The 16,577-nt window shown below is 46.2% G+C and carries 13 protein-coding genes and 2 riboswitches; of the genes, 11 read left to right on the forward strand and 2 right to left on the reverse strand.

All coding sequences use genetic code 11. The features are described from left to right. The first annotated feature begins 88 nt into the window (after nucleotides 1-88). The gene (locus tag IE103_RS13830) at nucleotides 89-1,216 is read left to right on the forward strand and encodes a response regulator (RefSeq protein WP_189346702.1); all 1,128 of its coding nucleotides are present in this window, start codon (nucleotides 89-91) and stop codon (nucleotides 1,214-1,216) included. A 39-nt stretch (nucleotides 1,217-1,255) separates the two neighbouring features. On the opposite strand, the gene IE103_RS13835 is transcribed toward IE103_RS13830, so the two are convergent. Next, the gene (locus IE103_RS13835) at nucleotides 1,256-1,813 is read right to left on the reverse strand and encodes a LuxR C-terminal-related transcriptional regulator (protein ID WP_189346703.1); all 558 of its coding nucleotides are present in this window, start codon (nucleotides 1,811-1,813) and stop codon (nucleotides 1,256-1,258) included. 209 nt (nucleotides 1,814-2,022) lie between these two features. Between IE103_RS13835 and IE103_RS13840 the strand changes: the two genes are divergently transcribed. Next, entirely contained in the window at nucleotides 2,023-2,721 is a 699-nt protein-coding gene (locus IE103_RS13840) for a CoA transferase subunit A (RefSeq protein ID WP_189346704.1), read from the forward strand. 27 nt (nucleotides 2,722-2,748) lie between these two features. Continuing rightward, nucleotides 2,749-3,387, forward strand: a complete 639-nt coding sequence (locus IE103_RS13845) for a CoA transferase subunit B (protein ID WP_189346705.1) — start codon at nucleotides 2,749-2,751, stop codon at nucleotides 3,385-3,387. Nucleotides 3,388-3,574: 187 nt separating this feature from the next. Here the strand turns inward: IE103_RS13845 and IE103_RS13850 are convergent, their stop codons facing one another. Then, nucleotides 3,575-4,369 (reverse strand): 3-hydroxybutyrate dehydrogenase, encoded by a 795-nt coding sequence (locus tag IE103_RS13850; protein WP_189346706.1) that lies wholly within the window; start codon nucleotides 4,367-4,369, stop codon nucleotides 3,575-3,577. Nucleotides 4,370-4,486: 117 nt separating this feature from the next. Between IE103_RS13850 and IE103_RS13855 the strand changes: the two genes are divergently transcribed. The 8 genes from IE103_RS13855 (at nucleotide 4,487) to gcvP (ending at nucleotide 16,437) form a co-directional block, all read left to right on the forward strand. Further along, the gene (locus IE103_RS13855) at nucleotides 4,487-5,350 is read left to right on the forward strand and encodes an alpha/beta fold hydrolase (RefSeq protein ID WP_189346707.1); all 864 of its coding nucleotides are present in this window, start codon (nucleotides 4,487-4,489) and stop codon (nucleotides 5,348-5,350) included. 55 nt (nucleotides 5,351-5,405) lie between these two features. Then, a complete protein-coding gene (locus IE103_RS13860; protein WP_189346708.1) occupies nucleotides 5,406-5,750 on the forward strand; it encodes a RidA family protein in 345 nt (114 codons plus the stop codon). A gap of 23 nt (nucleotides 5,751-5,773) precedes the next feature. Then, nucleotides 5,774-8,011 (forward strand): RelA/SpoT family protein, encoded by a 2,238-nt coding sequence (locus IE103_RS13865; protein WP_189346709.1) that lies wholly within the window; start codon nucleotides 5,774-5,776, stop codon nucleotides 8,009-8,011. 256 nt (nucleotides 8,012-8,267) lie between these two features. Further along, on the forward strand, nucleotides 8,268-9,422 hold the full coding sequence (locus tag IE103_RS13870) for a M28 family peptidase (RefSeq protein ID WP_229827288.1): 1,155 nt from the start codon (nucleotides 8,268-8,270) through the stop codon (nucleotides 9,420-9,422). 127 nt (nucleotides 9,423-9,549) lie between these two features. Next, the gene (locus IE103_RS13875) at nucleotides 9,550-11,235 is read left to right on the forward strand and encodes a M14 family zinc carboxypeptidase (protein WP_189346710.1); all 1,686 of its coding nucleotides are present in this window, start codon (nucleotides 9,550-9,552) and stop codon (nucleotides 11,233-11,235) included. Nucleotides 11,236-11,386: 151 nt separating this feature from the next. Next, a riboswitch (glycine riboswitch) is annotated at nucleotides 11,387-11,492 on the forward strand. Nucleotides 11,493-11,503: 11 nt separating this feature from the next. Beyond that, nucleotides 11,504-11,630, forward strand: a riboswitch (glycine riboswitch). Between the two features lie 82 nt (nucleotides 11,631-11,712). Next, nucleotides 11,713-12,837: a glycine cleavage system aminomethyltransferase GcvT gene (gcvT, locus tag IE103_RS13880; protein WP_189346711.1), complete on the forward strand. Its 1,125-nt coding sequence runs from the start codon at nucleotides 11,713-11,715 to the stop codon at nucleotides 12,835-12,837. A gap of 135 nt (nucleotides 12,838-12,972) precedes the next feature. Continuing rightward, nucleotides 12,973-13,350 carry a glycine cleavage system protein GcvH gene (gene gcvH / locus IE103_RS13885; protein ID WP_189346712.1) on the forward strand — a complete coding sequence of 126 codons (378 nt, stop codon included), beginning with the start codon at nucleotides 12,973-12,975 and terminating at the stop codon, nucleotides 13,348-13,350. Between the two features lie 207 nt (nucleotides 13,351-13,557). Further along, on the forward strand, nucleotides 13,558-16,437 hold the full coding sequence (gene gcvP, locus IE103_RS13890) for an aminomethyl-transferring glycine dehydrogenase (RefSeq protein ID WP_189346713.1): 2,880 nt from the start codon (nucleotides 13,558-13,560) through the stop codon (nucleotides 16,435-16,437). The last annotated feature ends 140 nt before the right edge of the window (nucleotides 16,438-16,577 follow it).

Genomic DNA, 16,577 nt, shown 5'->3' on the forward strand with positions numbered 1-16,577 from the left:
ATGACCGTAAGTAGTTTGATAAAACGAGGCGAATTAGTTTTTAGGTGTTGACGACAATTGAAACGTTCAACTTATTCTAAGGTGAAATATGAATGATGCTCAGGACCAAGATGCGAAGCAAGTCATCTTAATCGTTGACGATACTCCCGATAATATAACTTTGCTCTCCGCACTGCTTAAAGACAAGTACAAGATTAAGATCGCGACCAATGGCTTGAAAGCCTTGCATATTGCTTCGATTGATCCTAGTCCCGATTTGATTCTGTTGGATGTGATGATGCCAGAGATGGATGGCTATGAAACCTGCCGTCGCTTGAAAGAGAATCCACAAACCAATCACATTCCGATAATCTTTTTGACGGCTAAAAGCCAAGTTTCAGACGAGGAAATGGGACTGAAATTGGGTGCCGTGGACTACATTAGTAAGCCAGTAAGTCCGCCTATCGTGTTGGCGCGGGTGGCTACCCAGTTGAACTTGGTGAGAGCCAGAAATCTCTTACAAGATCAGAACAAGAATTTAGAAGGCTTGGTCAAAGACCGCACTCGCAAGCTTGCTAAGATGCAGGATGCCATCATTATGGCGATGGCTTCATTGGCCGAAACACGTGATAACGAGACAGGTAATCACATTCGGCGCACGCAAAATTATGTCGCTGCGTTGGCACGGCAGCTTAAACATTTGCCTCGTTTTTCAGCTGAATTGACCGATGAAAATATAGAGCTTTTGTATAAATCTGCACCTTTGCATGATATTGGCAAGGTAGGTATTCCAGACAATATTCTTTTGAAGCCTGGCAAGCTGACTTCAGAAGAATTTGAAATTATGAAGCTGCATACCAATTACGGTCGCGAAACGATTTTATCCGTCGAGCGTTATCTCGGTGAAAGTAATGAATTTTTACGTTTCGCGCGTGAAATTACCTATTCGCATCAAGAAAAATGGGATGGATCTGGTTATCCAGAAAATTTATCCGGTGATGCAATTCCCATTTCGGCCCGATTAATGGCAGTTGCCGATGTTTACGATGCCTTGATTTCAAGACGAGTCTACAAGCCGGCATTCACGCATGAAGAAGCGATCGATATCATGCGCAAAGGGCGAGGCACGCACTTCGATCCTGATATCTTGGATGTGTTTTTAAAGATCACGGATGAATTTAAGGAAATCGCGATGCGCTACCAAGAAGGGGAAGGCGGCGAAACTGAAGTGTTTTAGTGACACAAAAAACGCTGATGTATTTTTTGATTTTTAAAATCAATTTATTCGTAAGAGTTTATTGATTAGATCACTAGATGTCGTGGCATTGAGTTTTTTCATCAATTTAGAGCGGTGCATTTCTATCGTGCGCGGACTTAGATGTAAGTTGCGCGCGATTAGTTTGCTGGTTTGTCCCTCGGCTAAGAGCGCAGCGATTTCGCGTTCTCTGGTTGACAATTCTTGTGATACTTTGCGTTTGGCACTCAAGTCGTCAAATGTCCAAATTCCTGAGGCATGTGCATTCGCAGGATCTAGTGAACGGCCTGTTACATGGCACCAAAATAACTCCTGGTTTGCGCGCTTCATGATTCTCTCGTCTGAATAAGTTCCGGTGGCATTGATAATCGGCTCGATGCGCGCGCCGGTTCGCTCAAATTCATCTGGACTCGGATATAAAATCAAGAAAGACTGTCCGATTAAATCCTCTTGCTGATAGCCAAACATGCTTGCCAAAGCTTGGTTGCACGCACTGATCCTGCGGTTTTGTGAGACGCACATGCCGATCGGTGCTAACTGAAAAATACTTTCAAAATCAATGGGTGTGGCAACGGGCATGGCGATAGAGAAGGGAATTAAGTGGGCTTATGAGTGTAATAAGTCCAGTAGAATACAACGAAGCTTATTTTCTGGCGAGTTATTCACCTATGGTGTGCAAAAACGAAGAGACTTTGTGCACACTTTCGCTAGTAGTTCTACGGTATTGCATTGTCAGTAAATGCGCTCTATCCTTAATTTTTTTTTGTACACCTAGAAAAGGGAGACATATGAATAAGCTTTATCCTGATGCCGCCACGGCACTGGCTGATATTGTTAAAGATGGTCAGACTATCGCAGTTGGTGGTTTTGGTTTGTGCGGTATTCCAGAAGCCTTGATCGCTGCATTGCGCGATAGTGGTAAAAAGTACTTAACTGCCATTTCAAATAATGCAGGAGTTGATGGTTTTGGCTTGGGTCAATTACTGACAACGCGTCAAATCACTAAGATGATTTCTTCTTATGTAGGCGAAAACAAGGAATTTGAACGCCAATATTTGGCTGGCGAATTGCAGTTGGAGTTCACGCCACAGGGCACTTTGGCAGAGAAATTGCGTGCTGGCGGCGCTGGCATTCCTGCGTTTTTTACTAAGACGGGTGTCGGTACTATCGTTGCAGAAGGTAAAGAAGTGCGTGAGTTTGACGGCGAACAGTACGTGATGGAGCGTTCATTAGTAGCGGACGTTTCATTGGTAAAAGCTTACAAAGCCGATAAAGCAGGAAATTTGGTATATCGCAAAACTGCACGTAATTTCAATCCTAATGTGGCGATGGCGGGCAAAATCACGGTCGTTGAGGTCGAACATTTGGTTGACATTGGTGAGATTGATCCTGATGAGGTTCATACACCGGGTATTTATGTGCATCGTATCGTTGTTAATGCGAATCCAGAAAAACGCATCGAGCAACGCACTGTATCCCCAAGTTAATTACCGAATAAGAAAAAGGACATCATCATGGCATGGAATCGTGACGAAATGGCTGCTCGCGCGGCGCAAGAATTACAAGATGGTTTTTACGTGAACTTGGGAATTGGTTTGCCAACTTTGGTGGCAAATCATGTGCCAAGTCATATGGAAGTGTGGTTGCAATCTGAAAACGGATTGCTAGGTATTGGCCCATTTCCAACAGAAGATCAAGTTGATCCAGATTTGATCAATGCAGGAAAGCAAACGGTAACGACCTTAGCAGGCTCATCGATTTTTAGTTCTGCTGATTCATTCGCAATGATCCGCGGTGGCAAAATTAATGTGGCAATCTTGGGCGCAATGCAAGTTTCAGAAAAGGGCGACCTTGCCAACTGGATGATTCCAGGAAAAATGGTAAAAGGCATGGGCGGCGCAATGGATTTGGTCGCCGGTGTTGGCCGCGTTGTGGTGTTAATGGAGCACGTTGCGAAAGGCGATGCACATAAGATTTTGAAGACGTGTAATTTGCCATTAACAGGTGTTGCTGTGGTAGATCGCATTATCACCGATTTGGGTGTAATCGATGTTACACCAAGCGGATTGAAGTTGGTTGAATTGGCGCCAGGGGTTAGCAAGGAAGAGATTCAGGCAAAAACGGAAGCAACAATTGATATGAGCGCGGTTTAAACAATGCGGATTGATCGACTTGGAAGTCGATCACGCATTGATTAAATTTGTCGTCCATAAAAAAAGAAAAAAGCCTGAGAAGAAATTTCTTCTCAGGCTTTTTTCTGCCAAGAATTCTACCAACAATTTATTCTATGAATGATTGATCGCGCGATTGATCAATTGAACTCATGCAATCCGCAAATCTTTATTGCGCGACCCAACCTCCATCCATATTCCAAGCAACACCACGAATCTGTGTTGCCGCATCACTGCAGAAAAATACCGCTAGTGCACCTAATTGTTCTGGTGTGACGAATTCGCCCGATGGCTGTTTTTCGGAGAGTAGTGATTTCTTCGCTTCTTCATTGCTGATGTTGTCGCGCTCGGCGCGTGCATCAACTTGTTTTTGAACCAGTGGTGTTAGCACAAAGCCTGGGCAGATCGCATTGCAGGTGATTGCGCTATCTGCAGTTTCTAAGGCTGTGGTTTTGGTGAAACCAACCAAGCCGTGTTTGGCTGCGACATAAGCCGATTTTTGCGCTGATGCGACTAAGCCATGTACCGAGGCGACGTTGATAATTCTGCCCCAATTCTTCGCACGCATTGACGGCAAGGCGAGTCGCGTCGTATGAAAAGCTGAGCTTAAGTTGACGGCGATGATGGCATCCCATTTTTCAACAGGAAAATCTTCAATTGCCGCCACATGCTGAATCCCCGCATTATTGACGAGAATGTCGACGCCACCAAATTCGTTTTGTGCTTGCGTCATCATCTCAGCGATTTGATTAGCTTGTGTCATGTCGGCATTTGAATAAATTGTTTTGACTTGAAACTCTTCTTCAATCGCAGCGCGTAGAGCAGCAATTTCTTGCAAATCGCCAAAGCCATTCAAACAGATATTCGCACCTTCTGTGGCTAGTGAACGGGCAATTCCCAAACCGATTCCTGAAGTTGAACCAGTGACTAAGGCAGTTTTTCCGACGAGTGATCGAGATTGCATGCTGTTTCCTATAGAAAAATCAAAAATAGTGTGAGAAAAAAGAAGTTCAAAAGGATTTTATGCTAAACCCTCGGTAAAATGGCAGCTTACTTTCTTAATCCAACAAAGATTTTTTATATGACCGTTCGTCGTCAATTTGTGCAGTGTTTTTCTCCCGCAGGTCTTCATCGGATGTCGTATAAAGAATGGGGCGACCAGCAGAATCCTAAAGTGCTGATTTGCGTGCACGGTATTACGCGGGTTGGCGATGATTTTGATGCATTAGCTTCGGCTTTGATCGATGAATATCGTGTGATTTGTCCTGATGTTGTGGGACGAGGCTATTCAGATCGCTTAGCAAATCCTCAGCTATATCAAATACCGCAGTACGTCAGTGATATGGTGACTTTAATCGCTCGCTTAAATTCGCAAACCATAGATTGGTTTGGTACTTCGATGGGCGGTTTGATTGGCTTGATCTTGGCGTCGATGAAAGACAATCCGATTCGTAAATTGATATTGAACGATGTCGGCCCCAGTCTGCGATTCGATGGGTTAAAACGGATTGGCGAATTGATCGGACAAGACGTACGTTTTGACACGTTTGAGCAAGGCGTGCAATTCATTCGCGAGGTCTCCAGCTCGTTCGGGCCACACACCGATGCGCAGTGGGAAAAACTCGCTCGTGATGTGCTGCGCCAGAATGCGGAAGGTAAGTGGATACGACATTATGATTTGGGTTTGGCACTTCCTGTTCAAGCGACCACCTTGGAATCCGCGGCGATCGGAGAAAAAATGCTTTGGGCTGCGTACGATGCCATTCGTTGTGAGACTTTATTAGTACGTGGTGCTGAATCGGATTTGTTGAGCGTTGAGACTGCGCAGCAAATGCAAAGCCGTGGGCCACGTGCGAAATTGATTGAGATTCCTGGCGTTGGTCATGCGCCTACTTTTATTAATGCGGATCAAATTGCGATTGCTAGAGATTTTCTGTTGAATTGAAATGAATTGAATTAAGTTTAGTTAAGTTAGATTAGGGAATAGGAGTTTGAGTGTGATGCAACGTTTTCATGTGGGACCACGGTTATCTGAGTTTGCGATTTTTAATAAGACGGTCTATTTAGCGGGACAGGTTCCCGAGGATACGAGTCAAGATATCGTTGGACAAACCAATAATGTTTTGGCGCAAATTGATCGGTTATTGGAAGAAGCTGGTAGTGATAAATCGCGAATCTTGATGTGTCAGATATTTATCACCGATATGGCAAATATGGCGGGCATGAATCAAGCATGGGATGCTTGGGTTGCACCAGGAAATGCGCCACCGCGCGCCACTGTGCAAGCAGCTTTGGCGAATTCAGATTGGTTGGTTGAAATTGTCGTGACTGCTGCGCAAAAGTAATGTGCATTTGAATGTAAAAATATATGGTCTCTCTATCTGCATCGCTTTCTGAGGCACAAATAGTCGAAGGGTTGTCGGCTGCCGATGCCGCACGCGTCTCGCAAGCATTGGAATTCGTTACGCCATTTTTTGAAGCTAGGAACATCGTCACAGAGCAAAATGCTTTGCAATTTGCAATCGGTGTGGCATCGACTTTGGCGATGTTGAAAACCGATGTGGATACGCGTATAGCCGGTTTACTGTTCGAGTTGACGGAAATTAATCCTTTAGCGTCAGAAAAAATTGAAGCACAGTTTGGCAAAGATATTGCTGAACTGGTGGCGGGGGTGCGGCGTTTGATGCGGCTGCGTGAAGCCACATTAACGCAGCATGATGTAGGACGAGGTAAAGACGAATCAGAACGTACCGCGTCGCAAATGGAAGTGCTACGCAAAATGGTATTGGCGATGGCCAATGACATGCGCGTTGTATTGGTACGTTTGGCTTCTCGCGTGACAACGTTACGTTATTTTGCCGAATGCAAGCGCGAGGATGGCGCTGCTCAGCAATACGCAAGTGAGACCATGGATTTATATGCTCCGTTGGCGAATCGTCTGGGTGTATGGCAATTGAAATGGGAGTTGGAAGATCTCTCGTTTCGCTTTTTAGAGCCGGATCAATATAAGCGCATTGCCAAAATGCTAGAAGAGAAGCGCGTCGAGCGCGAAAGCTTCGTGGTATCAGCGATTGCCCGTTTGGAGCACGAATTAAAGACGGTTGGTGTGAAGGCGGAAGTGAGTGGCCGCCCTAAGCATATCTACAGCATCTGGAAAAAGATGAAAGGCAAGCGAGTCGATTTTGATGAGCTATATGACGTTCGCGCATTTCGTGTGATTGTTGATGATATTAAAGATTGTTATGCAGTCTTAGGGATTTTAAATAATTTGTGGACGCCGATCCCACAAGAGTTTGACGACTATATTTCACGTCCTAAGCCAAATGGCTATAAATCATTGCACACGGTGGTGGTGGTCGAAGATGGGCGACCGCTAGAGGTGCAAATTCGTACTAAAGAAATGCACCAATTTTCTGAGTTCGGCGTAGCTGCGCATTGGCGTTACAAAGAAACTGGTGGTTCGAATTTTTCAGCGCAAGAATATGATGAAAAAATTGCTTGGTTAAGACAGTTATTGGCATGGAAAAATGAAGTGTCCGATGTGGTGGTCGATCAAGAGCAATTGCAGCGCGAATGGGTCGAGAAAGTCAAAGCCGCCACGCTCGATGACCGCATATATGTGCTCACCCCGCAAGCGCGCGTAATTGAATTGCCTACCGGCGCGACCCCTGTTGATTTTGCTTATCAGTTGCATACGGATGTTGGTCATCGTTGTCGCGGTGCGCGTGTTGATGGTGTGATGGTACCCTTGAACACGAAGTTGAAAAATGGTCAGACAGTTGAAATTATCACGCTCAAAATTGGTTCGATTCAAACTGGACCATCACGTGATTGGTTGACACCGGAATATTCTGTCGGTACTCGCACGCGCAGTAAAATTCGTGCTTGGTTCAATGCGATTGATCAAGAGATTACACTCTCCACTGGTCGCGGCATGATAGAAAAAACGCTGCAAAGAGAGGGTAAAACCTCGGTGAATTTAGAGGAACTGGCTCGCAAGTTGAGCTTTGCAAGTCTCGATGATTTATTTTTGGCAGTGGGCAAGGAAGAATTCAGTCTACGACAGGTTGAAGCCGCACTACGTGATGATCCCGTGGTGGAGGCTAGTCCTGAATTTATTATCTCGGGAAAAATTCGTTCTTCAAGCGTCGCGCATGGAGCGAAATCAGGAGTCTTGGTCGTTGGTACGGATGGTTTGATGACGCAATTAGCGCGTTGCTGTAAACCTGCGCCTCCAGATGATATTGTGGGTTTTGTGACGCGCGGAAAAGGTGTTTCTATCCATCGATTAAGTTGCAAAAACTTTGCCGAGATGCGCAATAAAGCACCAGAGCGCGTGATACAAACTACTTGGGGAGATGGCGGCAAAGATACAGTCTATCCGGTGGATATCTTTGTGATGGCACAAGATCGACAAGGCTTGCTGAGAGATATCTCCGAAGTGTTTTCGCGCGAAAAAATAAATGTAATCGGGGTTAACACGCAAAGTGCGAAAGGGCAGGCGAAAATGTCCTTCACTGCAGAGATCAATGGAACCAGCCAATTGCAGAGAGCATTGACGGTCATTCGTGAAGTCGGTGGTGTGCAAGAAGTACGCCGCGCTTGATGCATGTATGTAATTAGAAGCCCAATTACATGCGTGCATGGCGCTGCGGAATTCTTATTGCGTACGTATTCATGTTGTCGATGTAAAAGTTTTTCTGTTCATTGGAACTTATTCGCAGTTTCTTGCTCTGAATAGTCGTTTTATTGAACTAATAAAAAAATATTATCGCTAGTTTGTGTAAGAAGCAGAGTGTATCGTTACGTAGATTGATGCTTTGTAGACATGGCGAGATCTTCAAATTAAGGAGTGGGATGAAATGCAAAAGAAAATGAATCGGATGAAGTTGGCTTGTGTCGCGGCATTGGTGTCACAGTGCTTGATGGCTTCTAGTGTTAGTTTTGCGCAGGTAAAAGAGACCGCTGTATCGAAGACGGTACCTACAATCTCAGTCGCAATGCAAGCAACAGTCGACCGTATTTCTGCTGATTCTATGCGAGGCCATTTGACATTTTTGGCTTCTGATTTGCTAGAAGGTCGTGATACACCTTCACGCGGTTTGGACTTGGCTGCTGAATACATCGCAGCACAATTTCGTGCGATTGGTCTAGAAGCGGTTGGCAATGATGGCTACTTTCAAACTGCTGATTGGAATGTGTTGAAGAAAGAAATTCGTCGTCGTCCTGGTGCGCCAGTGCCTCCAGCAGAGGCAGAGCCTACAACACCGACGATAGTAAGAAATGTGATTGGCGTATTGCGCGGATCTGATCCTGTATTGCGCGATAGCTATGTGTTAGTCACAGCGCATTACGATCACGTTGGTATCAAGGCAAATGAAGTTGGCGATAAGATTTTTAACGGTGCAAACGATGATGCTAGTGGCACGGTTTCGGTGATCGAGTTGGCTAAAGTATTTGCCGGCATGAAAGAGCGTCCAAAGCGCAGTATTGTGTTCATGACTTTCTTCGGTGAAGAAAAAGGCTTGGTCGGCTCACGCTATTATGGAAAAAATCCGATCTTCCCTATCGAGAAAACGATTGCCGGGATTAACATTGAACAAGTTGGTCGTACTGATGATTCTGAAGGACCGCAAGTGGCTTCTTTAGGTGTCACAGGATTTGATTTCTCTGATGTTGGTGCAATTATCAAACAAGCCGGTGATAAAACAGGGATCAATGTGTGGAAACATCCCGTGAATAGCGATAAGTATTTTGGTGCAAGCGATAACCAAGCATTAGCAGATCAAGGGATTCCTGCGCATACGATTAGCGTTGCCTATGCTTTCCCCGACTACCATCGTCCAGGTGACGAAGCACATAAGATTGACTACGACAATATGGTAAAGGTGAATCGTGCTGTGGCGGTCGCGGTTGAACAAATTGCGAATAGTCCGGCGATTCCTAAATGGGATGAGAAAAATCCAAAGGCCACGAAATACTTAGAGGCCTGGAAACAACGCAATCCTAACAAGTAAACTTTGTTAGCAATAATTTGCAAGCATGATCGATAACGGCCTGGGTAAGCGTTTGCTCAGGTCGTTTTTTTACTTTTTGGCTTCTGAAATTGAAAATTAACTAGTATCACTAACCGCACTCACAAAAATGAAATCAATAAAGAACTCTGCCGTCGTTCTCACCACCTTATTTAGTTTCGTTGGATTTGCTCAGGCGAGTGATAAATCTAAAGACACTACATGGCCGCAAGCGCGTTTTGAATTAAATAATTATCAAACGACCAGCTCGGTTGCCGATGTTGCGCAGTTTATGTCGGCACTGCAAAAAAAAGATGCGGCTCTGAGACCCTATCAACCCAAAAATGCGCCACGTACGACGGAAACAGGGCAGCCGTTGAATGCTTGGCGTCTTGCCTCGACAGGTAAAGATCCTTTGCGTGTTTACATCAATGCGGGTATTCATGCAGGCGAGGTGGAGGGTAAAGATGCGATGCAAATTATTTTGCGTGAATTAATCCAAGGTAAATATCCAGAAATTCGTCAATCGATAGAAATTGTTACGCTACCGACCTACAACGCCGATGGTGCTGATGCACAAGATCCGCTAAACCGTCGTCATCAACCTAATCCAGCCGGCGGCGTTGGTCCGCGTGAAAATGTGTTTGGCATCGATTTAAATCGCGACATGATGAAGGCCGCTGCTGCAAACACGCGTTGGATGTTGGCGATGTATCAGGATTTTCAGCCTGCTGCGGTTTTTGATTTGCATACAACCAATGGTAGTTATCACGGCTTTCATATTACTTATGAACCAGCGTGGGCGACTGGAGGCGATGCACCATTACAAGGTTTGAATCGAAGAATGTTGACTGATGTAAGAGCGATGATGCTTAAACAGGGAATGCCAACCTACGACTATGGAAATTTTCGCTTTGATAAAGACAAAAAAATTGTTGGGTGGGAATCTGCATTTTCTTCGCCGAATTTAGTGAGTAATTATCCAACGCTGCAATATGCACTAGGTGTATTGGTGGAGTCGTATGTGTATCGTAGTTTTAAAGAGCGGATTGAAGATAATCGCTTATATGTGGTCGAGCTGTTGCGCTGGTTGGCGGCGAATAAAGAGCAAGTAAAGCGCGAACAAATGGCTGCGAAAACACGTTGGGCAGATCAATGGAAAATCAATGATGCGCGTTTGCCATTGCGCACCGAAATGACGCTTGCCGAGACGTATACTTTTGAAGTGGTTGATCCGATCAAAGATGCTAACGGCCAAATTATTGGAGAGAAGTCTCGCACGAAAATGGATTTACCCGCGTATGTCGCGTTCAAAGCCGTTGATGAAATTCGTGTGCCGCAAGGTTATCTAGTTGATCCTGCTTATGCCGAAAAGTTACGCCCAATTTTGCAAGCGCATGGCCTGAAGGTGTTGCCAGGTTCGGCGCGTCCTAAAGGAGAGGCCTTGATGTATTTCCACGAAACGGAGCGCAATATTGCAAAAGATACTTTCCAGGGCATTTTTACCGCACAAATTAAAGGCCAATGGAAAGAACAAGTGCCAGAAAAACGTGCAGGTTATGCTTGGTCCAATGAGGCGCTAGATAAAGCGATTTACGTGCCTTTGAATCAGCCTTTGGGGCGTTTAGGTTTTTATTTGCTAGACCCGCGCAGTGCTGATGGACTTGTCTATTGGGGCTATTTGCATGCTTATTATGCACGTGGCAAAGGTATGTGGGGCGAGCCACCACGTCAACCGATTTTGGCAATTGGTAGCGCAGCAGCGAATCATACAAGTGAGAGTGCTGCTGGAAAGCCAGAGCGCGTGCAGGAGTAGCCTTATTGATGATTCAGGTTGATTAGCTTCTAACAAAATAAGCGCGTTTTTACGCTAATTTGCATAAGACAATTGACACTTTATTACGCAATAAAATGTGAAAAAAAGTGCCGTGATAAGAAATGACCCTAAGGTTTCGGGTTATAATCGCGGCACTTGATCGGGAGAGAGCGTGGCTCAGAAAGCAAACAGAGCAAATCGCCGCCGAAGGGGCTAATACCCAACAAACTCTCAGGCAAAAGGACCGATCAGCGGGGTGGTGTGAAAACTCCCCTACTCTGGAGAGCGGTAGCAGTGCAAAGATAAATCGCGCTGAACTACCCACCGAAGGTGCGACGAGAATCGTTTAAATATGAATCTCGTAATCTCTCAGGTACCAGGACAGAGGGGTAAAACGAAGCAACAGCGATGCGAATGAATTATTCGTATGCGGTTTCGTCCCTTTTTTATGTCCAATCTTGGTACTGAGGCACTCACATGACGCAAGCAACTCTTAAAGTAACTCCCTTGAACGCAGCACACCGTGCAGCCGGCGCGAAGATGGTTGATTTCGGCGGTTGGGATATGCCGGTGAACTACGGCTCGCAAATCGAAGAACATCACGCAGTCCGCACTGACGTTGGCATGTTCGACGTATCCCATATGTGCGTGGTTGATCTCAAAGGCGAGAATGTTCGCAGTTTCTTGCGCGGCCTGGTTGCTAACAATGTCGACAAATTACAAGTTTCTGGCAAAGCGCTGTATTCAGCGATGTTAAAGCCAGAAGGCACAGTCATCGACGATTTGATCATCTACTTCATGAATGAAACTTGGTTCCGTTTGGTCGTCAATGCAGGCACAGCGGAAAAAGACGTCGCATGGATGAACGCGCACAATGCAGCAACTAATGCAGGCATTACGATTACACAACGTCGTGACGGCGCAAATTCTTATGGCTTGATCGCAGTGCAAGGTCCAAACGCACGTGCAAAAGCTTGGGAAGTTTTGCCAGAAACCAAAGCTGCCAGCGCAGAAATGAAACCATTTAATGCCGTGATCGTTGACAACACTTCTTTTGGCGAAGTGATGGTGGCACGCACTGGTTACACAGGTGAAGACGGTTTTGAAATCGCTGTTTCTGCAGAACGCATCACTGACTTATGGAATGCCTTGGCAGCCGCAGGCGTAAAACCAGCAGGTTTGGGCGCACGCGATACTTTGCGTTTGGAAGCAGGTATGAATTTATACGGCCAAGATATGGATGAAACAGTTAATCCATTGAACGCCGGCTTGGCTTGGACGATTGATCTGGTTGCAGAACGTGATTTCGTCGGTAAAAAAGCATTGCTAGAACAAGGTCAAACACAACAATTCTTAGGTTTGATTCTGCGTGAAAAAGGCGGCATATTGCGCGCGCATCAAAAAGTGGTAACACCACACGGCGATGGCGAAATTACGAGCGGCACTTTCAGCCCAACGATGCAAGAAGCGATTGCTTTGGCACGTTTGCCTATGGGCGTCGCGATCGGTGACACTGTGCATGTACAGATTCGAGATAAACAATTAGCAGCAACAGTAGTGAAACTGCCGTTTGTGCGTAACGGTAAAGTATTAGTAGCTTAATTATTTTTTGCCGCAGAGGCGCAGAGTACGCTGAGGTTTTTTGAAATATTTCTCCGCGATCTCTGCGCCTCTGCGGCGAAGGTTTTTGTTTTTAGTTTTTAAAGATAATCATTTTAAATTTTTTTGGAGAACAACATGACAATTCCAGCAGATCGTAAGTACACAGAATCCCATGAATGGGTACGCGTTGAAGCGGACGGTACAGTTTCCGTTGGTATTACTGATTTCGCGCAAGACGCATTGGGCGATATCGTTTTCGTGGACTTGCCAAAAGTCGGTGCAAGCTTAGCCGCTGGTAAAGATTGCTGCGTAATCGAATCTGTGAAAGCAGCTGGCGACGTGTACGCACCAGTGGCTGGTGAAGTTGTTGCAGTGAATGACGCAGTTGTGGACGAGCCTGCTTCTATCAATACTGGCGCATTTGACGCATGGTTATTCAAATTGAAGCCAGCGAATGCAGCTGATGTTGATGCATTGATGTCAGCAGAAGCTTACGCAAAAAATATCGGCTAATTTTTTTGTGCCCGTATAAATCCAATTTTCGGGCGCATTACTTCGTTGCAAATGCGCGCAATATCGACATATTGCTATGCTTTGCGCCTCGTACTGCATCCCGACAATTGAATTTCTACGGGCACAAAATGCTTCCGGATAGTTGATAGTTAGACTCATCCGAGACCTGCCAGAACCTGTTCTAACTAGTTTTTATTCCCAAATACCATGACACGTACTAGCCTTTCCCAACTTGAGGCACATGATGCCTTTATCGCCCGTCATATCGGCCCATCTGAAGCAGAACAAGCTGCTATGCTCAAAGTGTTGGGCTATGCGGATCGTACCGCTTTGATCGATGCGATTGTTCCAGCGAATATCCGTCGTAAAAATGTTTTGCCATTGGCGCAATTCACAGAAGCGAAATCTGAAACCGAAGCTTTGGCAACATTGAAGGCATTGGCGAGCAAAAATAAAGTGCTCAAGTCTTTCATCGGCCAAGGCTATTACAACACGCACACGCCTGGCGTGATTTTGCGTAATATTTTTGAAAATCCAGCGTGGTACACGGCTTACACGCCATACCAACCAGAAATTTCTCAAGGTCGCTTAGAAGCGATTTTGAACTTCCAACAAGTCATCATGGACATGACAGGCATGGACATCGCGAATGCGTCTATGCTCGACGAAGGTACAGCCGCTGCCGAAGCGATGACCTTGATCCAACGTGTTGGTAAATCTAACTCTAACGTGTTCTATGTAGCGCATGACGTCTTGCCGCAAACACGTGAAATCATCGAAACACGTGCTAAACCTTTGGGCATAGAAGTGCGCACCTTGACAGGTAATGAAGCGATCGAAAACGAATGCTTCGGCGTACTCTTGCAATACCCAAGTGTTGACGGTGAAATCCGCGACTACCGCGAATTCACAGCCGCTGTACATGCTAAAGGCGCGATGGTGATCGCTGCTGCAGATTTGTTGGCATTGACTTTGATCGAAGCGCCAGGTACTTGGGGTGCTGACGTCGTCGTCGGTAACAGCCAACGCTTCGGTGTGCCGCTCGGTTTTGGCGGCCCACACGCTGGTTACATGGGCACTAAAGATGCATTCAAACGTTCTATGCCAGGTCGCTTGGTCGGTGTGACTGTCGATGCGCAGGGTAAGCAAGCTTACCGTTTGGCCTTGCAAACACGCGAACAGCATATCCGCCGCGAAAAAGCGACATCCAACATCTGTACAGCACAAGTATTGTTGGCAGTGATCGCGTCGATGTACGCTGTGTATCACGGCCCAGCAGGCTTGAAACAAATCGCACAACGTACACACCGTTTGACTGGCACTTTGGCTGCTGGTTTGAAACAAATGGGCGTTGCGATCGCTAACAGCTCTTTCTTCGATACATTGACAATCAATGTTGCTGATGCCGCAGCGGTACACGCAGCAGCGCAAGCAGCAGGTTATAACTTGCGTCAGATCAGTGCGACACAAGTTGGCGTGTCTTTGGACGAAACCACAACACGTGCAGATGTTGAAGCTCTGTGGACTATCCTCGGTCAAGGCAAAGCTGCGCCAGCGTTTGACGCGACTGAAGCAAGTGTGGCAGATGCCTTCCCAGCAGCATTGGCACGTACAACGAGCTATTTGACACATCCAACCTTTAACCGTTACCACGCAGAACACGAAATGCTGCGTTACTTGCGTAGCTTGGCGGATAAAGATTTGGCTTTGGATCGCACTATGATCCCGCTCGGCTCATGCACGATGAAGTTGAATGCAACATCTGAAATGATCCCAGTGACGTGGCCAGAATTTTCCAACATTCACCCATTCGCACCAAACGATCAAACCGTCGGCTATCGCGAAATGATCGATCAGTTAGAAGCGATGTTGTGTGCAGCGACAGGTTACGATGCAGTATCTCTGCAACCTAACGCGGGTTCACAAGGTGAGTACGCAGGTTTGTTAGTGATTCAGGCTTATCATCAATCTCGCGGCGAAGGTCATCGTAATATTTGCTTGATCCCATCTTCTGCACACGGTACTAACCCAGCTTCCGCATCGATGGTAGGTATGGAAGTTGTCGTGGTAGCTTGCGATGACAACGGTAACGTTGATTTGGCTGATTTGAAAGCGAAAGCTGAAAAACACAGCGCCAACTTGGCAGCAGCGATGGTAACTTACCCATCCACGCACGGTGTGTTTGAAGAAGGCATTCAAACTTTGTGCGAAATCGTTCATGCGCACGGTGGTCAAGTGTATGTCGATGGCGCAAACATGAATGCATTGGTCGGCGTGGCGGCACCAGGTAAATTCGGCGGCGACGTTAGTCACTTGAACTTGCACAAAACATTCTGTATCCCTCACGGTGGTGGCGGCCCAGGTGTTGGTCCTGTTGCGGTTGGCGCACATTTGGCAAAATTCTTGCCGAATCAACGCTCTAACGGTTATGTCCGAAGCGAATCTGGTATCTCTGCGGTGAGTGCTGCACCATTCGGTTCCGCTTCCATTTTGCCGATCTCATGGATGTATATCGCCATGATGGGTGCAGAAGGCTTGAAAGCTGCGACAGAAACAGCGATCTTGGCAGCGAACTACATCGCGAAGCGTTTGGCGCCACATTACCCAGTGCTGTACACAGGCCACGATGGCCTGGTTGCGCATGAATGTATTTTGGATTTGCGTCCATTGACAGATGCAACAGGCATCTCCAATGAAGACGTGGCCAAACGTTTGATCGACTTCGGCTTCCACGCACCAACCATGAGCTTCCCAGTCCCTGGTACATTGATGATTGAGCCAACAGAAAGCGAATCACAAGCCGAGTTAGATCGTTTCATCGACGCGATGATCACGATTCGTGAAGAAATCGCTAAAGTAGCGAGTGGCGAATTCGATGCTAAAGACAATCCACTCAAAAATGCTCCACATACTGCTGAAGTATTGGTTGCTAATGAATGGAATCACGCCTATGGCCGCGAAGTGGCAGCTTATCCAGTCCAAGCTTTGCGTAAGCAAAAATACTGGGCACCAGTAGGTCGTGCTGATAACGTCTACGGTGATCGCAACTTGTTCTGCGCTTGTGTACCGATGAGCGATTACGAGTAAAAAAGGAAGTAGAAATTACGACTCGCTTATGTATTAAATACACATAAGAAGCTGGCAAAGAGGACATGTGAGGTTTGCATGTCCTTTTTTTATGGTGATTTAAGTTGTAAATGCCATGCCTTGGAAACCCCTGTCAAATA

This window comes from Affinundibacterium macrobrachii (assembly GCF_014652415.1).
GTDB classification, from domain to species: domain Bacteria; phylum Pseudomonadota; class Gammaproteobacteria; order Burkholderiales; family Burkholderiaceae_D; genus Undibacterium; species Undibacterium macrobrachii.